Below are 14,528 nucleotides of genomic sequence, written 5' to 3'. Positions count from 1 at the left end.
GAGTCGCCTGTCGCTTCCATCAGACAAGAAGGAGACGGAATCGTGTCCACGGTGAACAGCTTCGGTGCCAAGAGCACCCTGACGGTCGGCAGTACCGACTATGAGATCTTCCGTGTTGACGCGGTTCCCGGCTTTGAGAAGCTGCCGTTCAGCCTGAAGGTGCTCCTCGAGAACCTGCTTCGCACCGAAGACGGTGCGAACGTGACGAAGGCGCAGATCGAAGCGCTCGGGTCGTGGGATGCCGCGGCGGATCCCAGCACGGAGATCCAGTTCTCGCCGGCACGCGTGGTGATGCAGGACTTCACCGGTGTGCCCTGCATCGTCGACCTCGCCACCATGCGCGAGGCTGTCACCGCTCTCGGCGGCGACCCGAACAAGATCAACCCGCTCTCACCGGCAGAGATGGTCATCGATCACTCGGTCATCGCGGATCTCTTCGGCTCAGAGAACGCTCTCGAGCGCAACGTCGAGATCGAGTACGAGCGCAACGGTGAGCGTTACCAGTTCCTGCGTTGGGGCCAGACCGCGTTCAACGACTTCAAAGTCGTTCCTCCAGGCACCGGCATCGTGCACCAGGTGAACATCGAGCACCTCGCAAAGGTCATCTACGACCGCACCAACGGCGGAGTCCTCCAGGCGTACCCAGACACCTGCGTCGGTACAGACTCGCACACCACGATGGTCAACGGCCTCGGGGTGCTGGGCTGGGGCGTCGGCGGTATCGAGGCCGAGGCGGCCATGCTCGGCCAGCCCGTCTCGATGCTCATCCCGCGCGTCGTCGGCTTCAGGCTCACCGGCGAGATCCCCGCCGGCGTCACCGCGACCGACGTCGTGCTCACGATCACCGACATGCTGCGTAAGCACGGCGTCGTCGGCAAGTTCGTCGAGTTCTACGGTGCCGGCGTCGCATCCGTACCGCTGGCCAACCGCGCCACGATCGGCAACATGTCGCCCGAGTTCGGTTCGACCGCGGCGATCTTCCCGATCGACGAGGTCACCACCGACTACCTGCGTCTGACCGGCCGTGACGAGCAGGCCGTCACCCTCGTCGAGGTATATGCGAAGCTGCAGGGTCTGTGGCACGACGCGGACAAGGAGCCCGTCTTCAGCGAGTACATGGAGCTCGACCTCAGCACGGTCGTGCCGTCGATCGCAGGCCCGAAGCGCCCGCAGGACCGCATCCTCCTCTCCGAAGCCAAGTCGCAGTTCGAGCAGGACATCGTCAACTACGCCGACCCATCCACGTCGGACTCGCTCGTCGACCTCGAGTCCAAGCACTCGTTCCCGGCATCCGACCCGGGTGCGGGCCCTGGCGATGAGGACCACGACACTCGCCCTGTGCACATCTCCAGTGGGGTCAACGGCTCGTCCAAGCCGGTTCCGGTGACCACTCCCGATGGCGAGAGCTACATCCTCGACCACGGTGCGGTCACTCTCGCGGCGATCACCTCGTGCACCAACACGTCCAACCCCTCGGTGATGATGGCGGCGGGTCTTCTCGCTCGCAAGGCGCGCGAACGCGGCCTGAAGCAGAAGCCGTGGGTCAAGACGACGCTCGGCCCCGGTTCCAAGGTCGTCACCGACTACTACGAGAAGTCCGGTCTCGACAAGGACCTCGAGGGTCTCGGCTTCTACACGGTCGGCTACGGCTGCACGATCTGCATCGGCAACTCGGGTCCGCTGATCGAAGAGGTCTCCGCCGCGGTCAACGACCACGACCTCGCCGTGACGGCTGTGCTCTCGGGCAACCGCAACTTCGAGGGTCGCATCAGCCCCGACGTCAAGATGAACTACCTCGCATCTCCGCCGCTGGTGGTGGCGTACGCGCTGGCAGGTTCCATGCACTTCGACTTCGAGACCGATGCGCTCGGCAAGGACAGCGGCGGCAACGACGTCTTCCTGAAGGACATCTGGCCCACACCCGCCGAGATCCAGGAAGTCATCGATTCGTCGATCTCGCGCGAGCAGTTCATCAAGCAGTACGCCACGGTCTTCGACGGTGACGAGCGGTGGACGAGCCTGCCCACGCCGACCGGTCCGATCTTCGAGTGGGACGAGCAGTCCACCTACGTGCGTCGTCCTCCCTACTTCGAGGGCATGACGATGGAGCTGACCCCGGTCAGCGACATCAGCGGCGCCCGCGTGCTGGCGTCCCTCGGCGACTCGGTCACGACCGACCACATCAGCCCCGCGGGCAACATCAAGGCCGCGACACCGGCTGCGAAGTACCTCGAGGAGCACGGCGTGCGCCAGAAGGACTTCAACTCCTTCGGATCGCGTCGCGGAAACCACGAGGTCATGATCCGTGGCACGTTCGCGAACATCCGTCTGAAGAACCAGCTCGTGCGCGCTGTCAACGACGGCGCAGAGGTCGAGGGCGGTTACACCCGCGACTTCACGAAGCCCGACGCCCCGCAGTCGTTCATCTACGACGCCAGCCAGAACTACCAGGAGGCCGGAACGCCGCTGGTGATCTTCGGCGGCAAGGAGTACGGCTCCGGATCGTCTCGCGACTGGGCGGCCAAGGGCACGAGCCTGCTGGGTGTGAAGGCCGTGATCACCGAGAGCTTCGAGCGCATCCACCGCTCGAACCTGATCGGCATGGGCGTCGTCCCGCTGCAGTTCCCCGCCGGCGAGAGCTGGGAGTCTCTGGGTCTCGACGGCACCGAGGTCGTCTCGATCTCCGGTCTGGAAGAACTCAACGAGGGCACCACGCCGAAGACGGTCCACGTCACCGCCGCACCGAGCGAGCACTCACCAGAGGGCAAGCAGGTCGTCGAGTTCGACGCGGTCGTCCGCATCGACACCCCTGGTGAAGCCGACTACTACCGCAACGGCGGAATCCTGCAGTACGTGCTGCGTTCGCTGGTCTGATCGTCGCTGTGAGAGGGCTCGGGTGCTGGTCGCCCGGGCCCTCTCGCATACCCGCAGCCATGGCGCGGCGCAACCGGGTTAACCGTAAGTTCTCGGACTGCGACGATAGAATCGACGGGCGGGACTGAGCGGGTGACCGACCCGGTTCCCGGAACGAGGAGGAGGGCGGATGCCGATTCTGCAGCGCATCAGCGGACCACGAGATCTCGATGACCTCACCCCGGACGAACTCGTCGGACTCGCCGCGGAGATCAGGGAGTTCCTCGTCCAGAAGGTCTCTCTCACCGGCGGACATCTCGGCCCCAACCTCGGTGTGGTGGAACTCACGATCGCACTGCACCGCGTCTTCGAGTCACCGGACGACCCGATCATCTTCGACACCGGGCATCAGTCGTACGTGCACAAGCTGCTCACCGGCAGGCAGGACTTCTCCGCACTGCGTGTGCGTGGCGGACTCGCCGGCTACCCGCAGCGCAGCGAGAGCCCGCACGACGTAGTGGAGTCCTCCCACGCGTCCAGCTCGCTGAGCTGGGCCGACGGCGTCTCCAGGGCGCTGACAGCCACCGGCCGCTCTGACCGCCACGTCGTGGCCGTCGTGGGCGATGGCGCCCTCACAGGCGGCATGACGTGGGAGGCACTGAACAACATCACCGACGACAACGACCGCAACCTCGTGATCGTCGTCAACGACAACGGGCGCTCCTACGCTCCGACGATCGGCGGCATGTCCCGCTATCTCAACCGCGTGCGCACGGCGGCGGCCTACAAGGACCTGCACCGCAAGTCCGACCGGCTCTTCCGCGTGTTCGGTCCGGTGGGTCGCGCGATGTTCCGCGGCATCCGTGGCGGCACCCACGGGTTCCTGTCCCGCTTCACGAACAACGAGGCGCTGTATTCCAATCTCGACATAAAGTACCTCGGACCCGTCGACGGCCATGACATACCGGCACTGCTCGAGACACTCGAACTCGCCAAGTCCTACGGTGCTCCAGTGCTCGTGCACGCCATAACCCAGAAGGGGCGTGGTTACCAGCCCGCACGCGACGACGAGGCCGACCAGTTCCATGCCGTCAATCGCATAGATCCGGTGACCGGCGAATCGCTGTCGAGCAGCGGGCAGAGCTGGACCGATGTGTTCTCTGATTCGCTGGTGCGCGTGGGGGAGCGCGACCCGAAGGTCATCGCGATGACCGCGGCGATGCTCCGACCGACCGGCCTCGCTCCGTTCGCGGAGCGCTTCCCCGACCGCGTGTACGACGTGGGGATCGCTGAGCAGCACGCCGTGGCATCCGCCGCCGGGCTCGCCTTCGGCGGACTTCATCCGGTCGTCGCCCTCTACGCCACCTTCATGGGGCGCGCCTTCGACCAGGTGCTGATGGACGTCGCTCTGCACAGGGCCGGTGTCACGTTCGTCCTGGACAGAGCAGGAGTCACCGGCCCCGACGGACCCAGCCACCACGGCATGTGGGATCTCGCGATGCTGCAGATCGTGCCGCACATCCGCATCGCGGCACCTCGCGACGGCGCGCGGCTCAAGGAAGCCCTCGACGAGGCGGTGGCCGTGGACGACGCGCCGACCGTCATCCGGTTCCCGAAGGGTGAGGTCGCCGCCGACATCCCCGCGCTCGAGCGCCTCGATGACGGTGTCGACGTGCTGTCGCGCGGTGAGAGCGAGGACGTGCTGATCGTCGCGATCGGACCGTTCGCCGCCATGGCCATGGATGTCGCCGCGCGTCTTCGTGCGCAGGGCATCGGTGCGACGGTCATCGATCCGCGCTGGGCGATCCCCGTGCAGCGGTCGGTCATCGACCTGGCGCGGTCTCACCGTCTCGTGATCACTCTGGAGGACGGCATCCGCGTCGGCGGCATCGGCACGCGCGTGCGCCAGGTGCTTCGCGAGGCCGGCATCGACACGGCAGTGGATGAGCTGGGGCTGCCGGATGAGTTCATCGATCATGCATCCCGTGATCAGATCCTCGCGGATGCCGGGCTCGCGGCGCCGAAGATCGCGCAGGACATCGTGTCCCAGGTGCTCGGCACCCGTATTCCCGTCGCCCGTAATGCGGGGGAGACCGGCGCCATCGACCTGCCTCTGCACGACCGGCGCTGAGGGGGCTCATGCTCGGAGCAGATCTCGTCACACGCCGGTGATCCGCGTGGATTCGCGATGGGATCGCCAGGCGGTCCATGCCCATCCTCCGACGACGGCAGCAACGCAGACTCCCACGACGACCCCGCTGAATGGCCATCCGAAGACGTATCGGGTTGCGGCGGCGCCGCTGAGCAACGCTATCGTACCGATCAGTACGGTACCGATGAGGGCGCCCAGGAGGGCGAAAGCAGCGAGGTGCACGGCGATCGTCCTGGTGGTCGCGAGACGACGCCCGAGGTACCACGCCAGCGGAGAGCTGAGAGCGGCGACGACGGCGGACACCGCTCCGCCCACAGGCAGGCCCACGACGAGGTAGAGCGTCACCATGCTGAGCGGTGGCCCCCAAGGGAGACCGGACTGCACGATCCCCATGCCGATGAGGACAGCCGTCAGCTCGATCATGAAGATGCACCAGGATGCTCGTACCCCACGCCAGAACTCCCGCCGCGTGAACGCCATCGGCGCGGTCTTCGTGCGCGGTGTGACGTTCACCACGTAGTCGCCGTGGTGGAGGACGGGTGATCGAACGCGGCATCTTCGACCGCCGCATCCGCATCGTTGAATGAGCACGTGTGTCGAGTACGCCGCAACACGTAGCTGTCGTCGGCTAGTGCTCTGCGGAATGTGAACCACCAGCCGGCGGGAACAGCGATGACGGACGCCGCCGAGACGACGATCGATGTCGGGACTGCGAAGAACGACGTCCCACCGAGAATTACGCTGATGAGCCACATGCCGATCGCGCCGACTGGGAGGCCGAGAGCGACGTACGCAGAGATATGAAGCGCAATGGCGCGAGTGCGACGCAGCAGGTGACCGATCGGCCAGGCGACCAGAACACCTGCCACCATGACGAACAGTGAGATGGGACCGGCGACGAAAACGGTGACCACCAGGCTCAGCAGTATGAGTCCAATGAACATCATCGTCTGGTCGGACGAAGTCGAGAAGGACGCGTCGGCTATGGATGCTTCCAAGATGATCGTCAGGCCGACGAACACGAGCGCGATGAAGATGAACCAGGTGTACCAGGCGCCGCGAGTGAGTTCATCCCGGGTGAACGCCATCGGCTCATCGGTCGTGCGCGGCGAAGGAAGTGGACGATCCTCACTCAAGACCGCACCTCCGCGACGAGTGTGAGCAGTTCGCGCGATGCCGTGTGGATGCCGGGCACCTTGACGAAGGGGAGCGCAAGGCCGAGTATTCGCAGACCAGCATCCAGCATCCGCTTGGTCGATTTCGTGTCGACGGAGGAATCGTATGTCCAACGAAGGACGAGTGCGAGATACCCGACGAACAAGGCGTGCGGCAGGAGCTCGGCGACGTCATCGGGAAGACGGTGCTGGGCGCCGTCGACAGCCTCACGGAACAAGCCGACGGTCAGCTCACGGGCGGGCCCTGATTCGTCTGCCAGCGGGTTCAGTGGAGAGTCCGGTGGGATCATTGCGGCGAGGAATCCCGGCGCGACGTGCCGATAGGGCGTTACCGCGGCGAGCCCGGTGTCGAAGACCACTCGCAATCTGTCCACAAGGCCCGTCTTCGTGCTGAGGAGCGGGCGAGCTGATGCGGCATGCTCGTGCTGCACGCGGACGTAGAGCTCCTGCACCAGGTGCATCTTGGATGGGTAGTAGTAATAGGCGTTGCTCACCGAGACCTCGGCAATGTCGGCGATGGCCCGCATCGTCGTGTCGGTGTATCCGTGCTCGATGAATGAAGCGATGGCAGCATCGCGGATCCTCGCTCGTGTGCGCTCGCTCTTGGTCTGCGGCCGGTCGCCTGTTTCGAACATGTTCAAAAAATACCACAGGCGTGTCTCACACAGAGCACTAGGCGACCGTGGCTCAGTTGAGTGCGTGCAGTGCGGCGACGGCAGCGGACCCGCGGTCCGTCTCCCGCAGCGCCTGCGAGAGGAGGTACCCGTCGGTGAGGGCGTCGCCGGTGATCATGACGGAGAGGATCTCGATGCCACCGGCGGACTGCGCGCGCTCCGCGCACTGGGAGAGGACCATGACGTTGACGTCCTCGTTGCGTGGCAGCACCGCGCCGTCGGTCGCGTGGATGACGTCTCGCAGAGCGGCGCCGACGATGTTGGCCGCCCGTTCTTTCACGTTCACGACGTCGAGCTCGAAGACGCGAAGATCTCGCCCCGAGGGGACGGGGCGCCATTCGAATGACGCGTGGATGAGATGCTGATGCCCTGTTGCGCCGGTGAGATGACGCGCGGGCAGATCCGTCGATCGGACACGAACGTCGATGAGCTTGTACCAATAGAAGAGCGGGAACGCTCCGTGCGAGCCGGAGTGGAGCACGACCACCTCGCCCGCCGTGCCCTTGCCGGTGCGCACGCTGCGCGATGTGGGCTTGCGGACGATGGGTTTGCCGTTGCGGGTTCGGATCGCCGCCCACCCCTCGTCGACGGTCACGATGAAGAGCTTCAGGAGCGCAGGAACCACGAGCAGCGTGGTCAGGACGGCAGTGCCGGATTTGACGAGAGTGCTCATGGTCCCGGTTCCCAGTGCGCTGAATATCGCATCCACACTCACACTCTGCCTGTTCACCTGCGCGACACGGCGCCAGTTCACGGTCCCGCACGAGTTGTTCACCCGGATTTCGTGAGTGGTTGGCCGCTTGGACGCAGTGAAGGGGCCGCATCCGAGGACACGACCCCTTCGGGTGCGACGCAGCGTCAGACGTGCGCGATGCCGCGGATCGGCGGAGAGTGGAAGGTGCCGTCGAACACGCGTTCCGATGCGCCCTCGCGATCGAGGTACACAGAAGCGCCGCCGTCGATGAACGGCCAGCCGGCACCGAGGATGAGGCAGAGGTCGATGTCCTCGACCTCGGGCACCACATCCTCGTCGAGCATGAGCTTGATCTCCTGCGTGAGTCCGTCCTGGACGCGTCGCAGAATCGTCTCAGCCGATGCGGGCGTGCTGCCCAGGTGGCCCTTGAGCGCCTTCTCGGCGGCCCTGGTCCAGCCGGTGACTCGGCCTCCCTTGTCCTTCTCCACGACCTGCTCCAGCTCGGCGAGAGCGTGGAAGTTCTCGTTCGCGTAGAAGCGGTCGGGGAAGTGGCGCACCATCGTGTCCTGCACGTGCGCCGCGACCTTCCAGCCCACCAGATCGATGAGCTGGAACGGCCCCATCGGCAGACCGAGCGGGCTGAACGCCTTCTCGACATCGGCGACGGGGGTTCCCTCGTAGACCGCACGTGCCGCTTCGCCCATGACCTTCGCCAGCAGGCGGTTCACCACGAAGCCCGGGGCGTCGGCCGTGAGCACGGCATTCTTCCCCAGTCCCTTCGCGACGACGAACGCGGTAGAGAGCGTCTGCTCGTTCGTGCCGGGTGTCTTGACGATCTCGATGAGCGGCATGACGGCGACCGGGTTGAAGAAATGGAAACCCACCAGACGCTCGGGGTGAGCGAGCTTCGCACCGATCTCCTCGACCGAGAGCGACGACGTGTTGGTCGCGAGGATCGCGTCTTCGGCGATGTACTTCTCTATCTCGCCGAACACCTGCTGCTTGACGCCGACCTCTTCGAAGACGGCCTCGATCACGAACTCGCAGTCGGCGTACTCGCTCTTGTCGACCGTGCCGTGGATGAGCCCGCGCAGCTGGTTGGCGCCATCGGCGTCCAGACGGCCCTTCGCCTCGAGTTTGCCGATCTCGTCGTTGATGTAGGCCACGCCCTTGTCGACGCGGGCCTGGTCGATGTCAGTGATCAGCACGGGCACGCGCAGCTTGCGCACGAACAGCAGCGCGAACTGGCTGGCCATGAGGCCCGCGCCGATGATGCCGACCTTGGTGACCTTCTTCGCGAGCGCCTTGTCCGGTGCGCCGACCGGGCGCTTCGCGCGTTTCTGCACCAGGTCGAAGGCGTACATGGACGCCGCGAACTGATCTCCGGTGACGAGCTCGCTGAGCGCCTCATCCTCGCGGGCGAACCCTTCTGCCCTTGTTCCGCTCCTGGCTTTGTCGAGCAGCTCGAGCGCCGCGTACGGCGACTTCGGCACGGTGCCGATCTTCGACTCGAGCATGCCGCGCGCCATCTTGATGGCGATCGGCCACTTCGTCAGACGCTCCAGCTTGCCCGGCTCGTTCTTTCGCTCGACCTTCTTGCCACCGAGTACGGCATCCGCCCACGCGAGTGAGTTCTCGAGATAGTTGGCGGCGGGGAAGATCGCGTCGAAGATGCCGAGGTCGAACGCCTGCTGCGGCTTGAGCATGCGGTTCTGCTTGAGCGGGTTCGAGATCACCACCTCGAGTGCGTTCTCGATGCCGATGAGGTTCGGCAGCAGATACGCGCCTCCCCACCCGGGGATGATGCCGAGGAAGACCTCGGGCAATGCGACGGCGGCCGCGGAGGCGTCGACCGTGCGATAGGTCGAATTCAGTGCGATCTCGAGGCCGCCACCGAGCGCGAGTCCGTTCACGAAGGCGAACGACGGCACACCGAGTTCGCTGAGCGAGCCGATCACCTTGTGGCCCAGCTGAGCGATGAGCTTGGCCTGCTCCTTCGACTGCACCTTGGAGATGTCCGAGAGGTCAGCACCCGCGGCGAGGATGTACTGCTTGCCGGTGATGGCGACGGCCTGGATCTCGCCGGCCCCGGCGCGGGCCTTCAGCCCGGACAGCGTCTCACCGAGCTCGGTCAGCGTGGCGGGGCCCAGCGTGTTCGGCCGCGTGTGATCGCGACCGTTGTCCAGGGTGATGAGCGCCAGGACCTTGCCGGATGGGAGGCGGATGTCGCGCACGGGGGAGTGCGTGACGACCTCGTCGCCGGCGAGCGCCAGGATGGAGGAGAAATCGATCTTTTCGTAGTCGGTCACGTCGCCGCTCACTTCCGCTTCTTGCCGTCGTAGAAGGGGTTCTCCCAGATGACGGAGCCACCCTGACCGAGGCCCACGCACATGGCCGTGAGGCCGTAGCGCACGTCGGGACGCTCGGCGAACTGCGCCGCGAGCTGGATCATCAGTCGGACACCGGATGCCGCGAGCGGGTGGCCGATCGCGATCGCGCCGCCCCACTGGTTGACACGAGGGTCGTCATCGGCGATGCCGAAGTGATCGAGCAGCGAGATGACCTGGATCGCGAACGCCTCGTTCAGCTCGAACAGTCCGATGTCGGAGATCGTCAGACCGGCCTTCTTCAGCGCCTTCTCGGTCGAGGGGATCGGACCGATGCCCATGATCTCCGGCTGCACGCCGGCGAAGGCGAACGACACCATCTTCATCTTCGGCTTCAGGCCGAGTTCCTTGACCGCCCCGCCACCGGCGAGCAGCGACATGGTGGCGCCGTCGGTCAACGGAGACGAGGTGCCGGCGGTCACGCGACCGTGCGGGCGGAACGGCGTCTTCAGCGCGGCGAGGTCTTCCATCGTCGTCTGGGGACGGCGACCCTCGTCCTCAGTGGCGAGGCCCCAGGCACCGTCGGCGCCCTTGATCGCCACGGGCACGAGGTCGGGCTGGATCTTGCCTGCGTCGTACGCGGCCTGCACCTTGTGCTGGCTCAGCATGCCGAAGCGGTCGGAGCGCTCCTTGGTGAGGTGAGGGAAACGGTCGAAGATGCGCTCGGCCGTGACGCCCATGTTCAGGGCACCGGGGTCGACCATCTTCTCCGCGACGAAGCGGGGGTTCGGGTCGGCGTTGCCGCCGATCGGGTGGTGGCCCATGTGCTCGACGCCGCCCGCGAGGGCGAAGTCGTACATGCCGATGCCGATCGACGCACCCATGGTGGTGACACTGGTCATCGCGCCGGCGCACATGCGCTCGACCGCGAGACCGGGGACGGTGTTGGGCAGGCCGGCGAGGATCGCGACCGAGCGGCCGAGCGTCAGACCCTGATCGCCCGTCTGCGATGTGGCGGCGATCGCGACATCATCGATGCGCTCGGCCGGAATGCCGGCGTTGCGCTCCATCAGACCGATCGTCGCCTTCACAGCGAGATCGTCCGCGCGTGTGTTCCAGTACATGCCTTTTTCGCCGGCGCGCCCGAACGGGGTGCGTACGCCATCAACGAAGTAGACGTCCGAGATCTCGGCCACTCTGCCTCCAAGGTTAGGTTTGACCTCAGACTACGAGTCGTCGGATACCGTGGGGAATCGGTTGGATCGAACCTACGACTCGGACGCGGCGGGCTGATCTGCCGATTGACCGGCTTCTACAAAGGCATCCACGATCTTCTGTGCAGTCTGCTCAATCTGCCACGGCCGCGCGCCGAGATCTGCCAGGGCCGCGCCGACGGCATCCGCCGTCAACTCGGGGGGAGCCCATGCGACCCGCCGAAGCGTCTCGGGCTTCAGCAGGTTCTCCGTCGGCATTCCGAGTTCTTCGGCGCGGGCCTCCACGACCGGACGCGCGAGTTTGAGGCGCGCGTCGGCCTCAGGATTCCGCTCGCTCCAGGCCCTCGCGGGAGGCAGAGCGTCGCTGTGTCCCCGCTCGCGGGGCACCGCTGGAGCCTCGCGCCCCCTGACGATCGCGTCCCACCACCGGTCGAGCTGAGACCTGCTGGCGCGCCCGTTGAACGCCTGGACGCCGGCGAGTGCCTGCTTGCTCTGCGGGTTCGCGAGGACCGCGGCGACCAGCGACCGGTCGGGAACGAGGCGCCCTGGAGATGTGTCCTGTTGCTGCGCGAATTCTTCGCGCGCCTCCCACAGCGACCTGGCGACAGCGAGTCCGCGGGCGCCCTTCACCTGATGCAGACCGCTCAGGCGGCGCCAGGGGTCTTCTCTCGGCGGCCGGGGCGGCTGTGCGAGCGTGGCGGCGAACTCCTGCGCTGCGAAGTCGGTCTTACCCTGCTCCTCGAGTTCGGTCGCGATGACGTCGCGCACGTCGACGAGATGCAGAACGTCGAGCGCTGCGTAGTCGAGCCACGCGTCGGGCAGCGGGCGCGTCGACCAGTCGGCGGCGGAGTGCTCCTTCTTCAACGTGATGCCGAGGGTGTCCTCCACCACTGCTGCGAGGCCGACGCGTTCGTGGCCGAGCAGGCGTGCGGCGAGCTCGGTGTCGAAGATCGTCGCCGGCTCGAGTTCGAGCTCGCGCAGCGACGGCAGGTCCTGGCTGGCGGCATGGAGTACCCACTCGACGTCGCCGATCGCATTCTGCAGCGCGGCGAAGTCGCCGATCGCCGGCGGATCGAAGAGGAAGACGCCAGCGCCGCGGCGGAACACCTGCACGAGATATGCGCGCTGCGAGTAGCGGAACCCTGATGCCCGTTCGACGTCGACCGCGACAGATCCTGAGCCCGCGGCCAGCGATCTGCAGGCCGCCTGGAACTCGATCGGGTCGTCGATGACTCTGTACTCAGTCACGCCCTGCCTTTCGTGCGCCGAACACGGCGATGTTCTCTGAGCCGGGCGGGAGACCGGCGAGCATGCCGACGAGCTCGGCCCATGCTTCCACGTGCGGTCGGAACGGTTCTTCCGGCGTCCAAGAAGATCGTAGTTCGATCTGGGCTCCGTCGCCTTCCTCAGCCAGCGCACCGAAGCCCTTCGAGAGAGTCTTCGTCGCCGTGCCGGACGCGGAGTGGTACGAGGCATCCCGAGAATCTAGAGCGTCCACGAGCCATGACCACGTCACATCCGCGAGGAGGGGATCGGTGCCGATCTCCGGCTCGAGGGGCGCCTGGGCGAACGTCACGATCCGCCATGCTCCGCCCCATGCGGGCGGGGCATCGGGATCATGCAGCAGGACGAACCGTCCGGTGCCGTAGATCGAGTCACCGTGGTCGTCGGGGCGGACGTCGGCTGCGAGAGCGATCGAGAACGGTGCGAGGCCCTGCGGGGAGGGGATCTCGCGGATCACGATGTCGTCTCGGAAGACCGTGTCGCGCAGCTCGGCTGCGGCACGTTCGAAATGCGCTCCGGCATCGGGATGTGCGCTCACGCTGACAGGCTAGAGTCAGGAAGCGATGAAGAGTCTCAGGCACGCCGTTGCACTGCTGGTCCCTGCGCTGATCGCGATGCTCACCGCCGCGGCAGCATTCCTCGTGTTCGCCATCGCCCGCAGGGTCGTCACGCCATCCGTCCGTGCCGCCGACACCGACATCCTCGCCGTCGACACCGGGGCGCAGACCATCGAGCTGTCCCGCACACCCGACACGGAACTGCCTGGGCGCTACGGTCTGTTCACGACCGGCACTTACGGCTATGTGAAGCTCGGCTCGGTGTTGAGCGCGGACTCCACCAAGGTGCGCCGGAAACTGCTCACGCACATCGAGACCGGCGCCAAGATCGATCGCGCCGCCGGTTTCAGCGGCTGGTACTACTCGACGCCGAGTGAATTGCACCTCCCATGGGACGACGTGCTGATCGGCTCTCCCGCCGGCCCGTGTCCTGCGTGGCTGTTCCCCGCCGAATCATCGACGTGGGTGATCCAGGTGCACGGACGAGGTGTCACCCGCGCAGAATGCCTTCGGGCCGTGCCGGTGTTCCATTCCCTCGGAATGCCGAACCTCGTGGTCTCGTCCCGGAACGACGGGGAAGCGCCGCGAAGCAAGGGCGGCTCGTACGCGCTCGGAGCCTCGGAATGGCGTGACGTGGATGCGGCGATCTCCTATGCACTGCGCCACGGGGCGACGCAGGTGCTGCTGATGGGATGGTCGATGGGCGGCGCGATCGCGCTGCAGACCGCGGTCTCGTCGGCCCACCGCGAAGCGATCATCGGGCTCGTGCTCGATTCCCCTGTGGTCGACTGGCGAAACGTGCTGCGTTTCCAGGCGCGCGAGGAGGGCATCCGCGATCCGTTCCCCGCATTGGCGATGAACGCACTGTCATCGCCGCTGACCGCGCGACTGTCCGGCTCGGAGTTCGTGATCCCCTTCGACAAGCTCGACATGGTCGCGCGCGCCGACGAGCTCACGGTTCCGATCCTCATCCTGCACAGCGAGGATGACGGCTTCGTGCCGGCCGATGCCTCCCACGCCCTCGCCGAGGCGCGTCCTGACCTCGTCACGATGCCGCGTTTCACCGGGGCACGGCACACGAAGATCTGGAACTACGATCAGATCGGCTGGACGGCGACGATCACCGACTGGATGGCGGCGAACGGCTTCAGTCGTCCTGCATGATCAGCGCTTCTGAACGACCTGCCGCTTGACGCGCATCAGCATCCCCGTCATCCCGCCGATGCGCAGCGGTGAGACCGCGCGGGTCAGACCGATCGACTGAGGAAAGTCGTCGGGGATGGCGAGTACTTCGTCGGCCGTCAGACCGGTGATGCCCTGCACGAGGATGCTGGCGAAACCGCGTGTCGTCGGAGCCTCAGGCGGCGCTGTCGCATGCATCGTGACGACGTCGTCGTGGACTTCGACGTAGATGTACACGGGCGACTGGCACTCTGCGACGCGCTCGTACATCTCCGGATGGTTCGCGACTTCCTCCGACACCTCTGGGAGCTCGTTGGAGAACTCCAGCAGCAGCTGAAGGCGCTCGTCCTCCGGGAGCTCGAGGAAATCGTCGCGGATCTCCGCGAGCGGGTCAGGAACGTGTGTGGTGCTCATCC

At 66.0% G+C, this 14,528-nt stretch carries 12 protein-coding genes; 3 read left to right on the top strand and 9 right to left on the bottom strand.

All coding sequences use genetic code 11. From position 1 onward, the window contains the following. Nucleotides 1-42 precede the first annotated feature (42 nt). The gene (locus JF52_RS0113610; protein WP_033107132.1) at nt 43-2,874 is read left to right on the top strand and encodes an aconitate hydratase; all 2,832 of its coding nucleotides are present in this window, start codon (nt 43-45) and stop codon (nt 2,872-2,874) included. Between the two features lie 169 nt (nt 2,875-3,043). Beyond that, nucleotides 3,044-4,984: a 1-deoxy-D-xylulose-5-phosphate synthase gene (dxs, locus tag JF52_RS0113605; RefSeq protein WP_033107131.1), complete on the top strand. Its 1,941-nt coding sequence runs from the start codon at nt 3,044-3,046 to the stop codon at nt 4,982-4,984. 27 nt (nt 4,985-5,011) lie between these two features. Here dxs and JF52_RS0113600 read toward each other — a convergent pair whose 3' ends face one another. The 8 genes from JF52_RS0113600 to JF52_RS0113565 all read right to left on the bottom strand — a co-directional run bounded on the left by JF52_RS0113600 (nt 5,012) and on the right by JF52_RS0113565 (nt 12,911). Next, complete coding sequence (locus tag JF52_RS0113600; RefSeq protein ID WP_152594906.1) at nt 5,012-5,521, bottom strand: hypothetical protein; 510 nt, start codon at nt 5,519-5,521, stop codon at nt 5,012-5,014. Next, on the bottom strand, nt 5,515-6,141 hold the full coding sequence (locus JF52_RS0113595; protein ID WP_152594905.1) for a hypothetical protein: 627 nt from the start codon (nt 6,139-6,141) through the stop codon (nt 5,515-5,517). Before JF52_RS0113595 ends, JF52_RS0113600 begins: the two co-directional genes overlap by 7 nt. Then, nucleotides 6,138-6,815: a TetR/AcrR family transcriptional regulator gene (locus tag JF52_RS0113590; protein ID WP_033107128.1), complete on the bottom strand. Its 678-nt coding sequence runs from the start codon at nt 6,813-6,815 to the stop codon at nt 6,138-6,140. The genes JF52_RS0113595 and JF52_RS0113590 overlap by 4 nt, the downstream gene beginning before the upstream one ends. A 52-nt stretch (nt 6,816-6,867) precedes the next feature. Next, on the bottom strand, nt 6,868-7,527 hold the full coding sequence (locus JF52_RS0113585) for a hypothetical protein (RefSeq protein ID WP_235272443.1): 660 nt from the start codon (nt 7,525-7,527) through the stop codon (nt 6,868-6,870). Nucleotides 7,528-7,712: 185 nt separating this feature from the next. Beyond that, nucleotides 7,713-9,857, bottom strand: a complete 2,145-nt coding sequence (locus JF52_RS0113580; protein ID WP_033107336.1) for a 3-hydroxyacyl-CoA dehydrogenase NAD-binding domain-containing protein — start codon at nt 9,855-9,857, stop codon at nt 7,713-7,715. 8 nt (nt 9,858-9,865) lie between these two features. After that, entirely contained in the window at nt 9,866-11,071 is a 1,206-nt protein-coding gene (locus tag JF52_RS0113575; RefSeq protein WP_033107127.1) for a thiolase family protein, read from the bottom strand. 72 nt (nt 11,072-11,143) lie between these two features. Continuing rightward, nucleotides 11,144-12,337, bottom strand: coding sequence for a ribonuclease D (locus tag JF52_RS0113570; RefSeq protein WP_033107126.1), 1,194 nt, complete (start codon nt 12,335-12,337; stop codon nt 11,144-11,146). Then, on the bottom strand, nt 12,330-12,911 hold the full coding sequence (locus tag JF52_RS0113565; RefSeq protein WP_033107125.1) for a DUF3000 domain-containing protein: 582 nt from the start codon (nt 12,909-12,911) through the stop codon (nt 12,330-12,332). Before JF52_RS0113565 ends, JF52_RS0113570 begins: the two co-directional genes overlap by 8 nt. Nucleotides 12,912-12,936: 25 nt before the next feature. On the opposite strand from JF52_RS0113565, the gene JF52_RS0113560 reads away from it, so the two are divergent. After that, nucleotides 12,937-14,094: an alpha/beta hydrolase family protein gene (locus JF52_RS0113560; protein ID WP_033107124.1), complete on the top strand. Its 1,158-nt coding sequence runs from the start codon at nt 12,937-12,939 to the stop codon at nt 14,092-14,094. Here the strand turns inward: JF52_RS0113560 and JF52_RS0113555 are convergent, their stop codons facing one another. After that, nucleotides 14,095-14,526: a SufE family protein gene (locus JF52_RS0113555; RefSeq protein WP_033107123.1), complete on the bottom strand. Its 432-nt coding sequence runs from the start codon at nt 14,524-14,526 to the stop codon at nt 14,095-14,097. Nucleotides 14,527-14,528 lie beyond the last annotated feature (2 nt).

It is taken from the genome of Microbacterium profundi, from assembly GCF_000763375.1.
Lineage (GTDB): Bacteria > Actinomycetota > Actinomycetes > Actinomycetales > Microbacteriaceae > Microbacterium > Microbacterium profundi.
Note: the sequence above shows the minus strand (reverse complement) of the source record. Positions and strands in the feature narration are given on the sequence as shown.

Coding starts and splice junctions, on each gene's coding strand:
- JF52_RS0113560 (WP_033107124.1), top strand. CDS start 12,937: ATGAAGAGTCTCAGGCACGCCGTTGCACTGCTGGTCCCTGCGCTGATC.
- dxs (WP_033107131.1), top strand. CDS start 3,044: ATGCCGATTCTGCAGCGCATCAGCGGACCACGAGATCTCGATGACCTC.
- JF52_RS0113590 (WP_033107128.1), bottom strand. CDS start 6,815: ATGTTCGAAACAGGCGACCGGCCGCAGACCAAGAGCGAGCGCACACGA.
- JF52_RS0113585 (WP_235272443.1), bottom strand. CDS start 7,527: ATGAGCACTCTCGTCAAATCCGGCACTGCCGTCCTGACCACGCTGCTC.
- JF52_RS0113555 (WP_033107123.1), bottom strand. CDS start 14,526: ATGAGCACCACACACGTTCCTGACCCGCTCGCGGAGATCCGCGACGAT.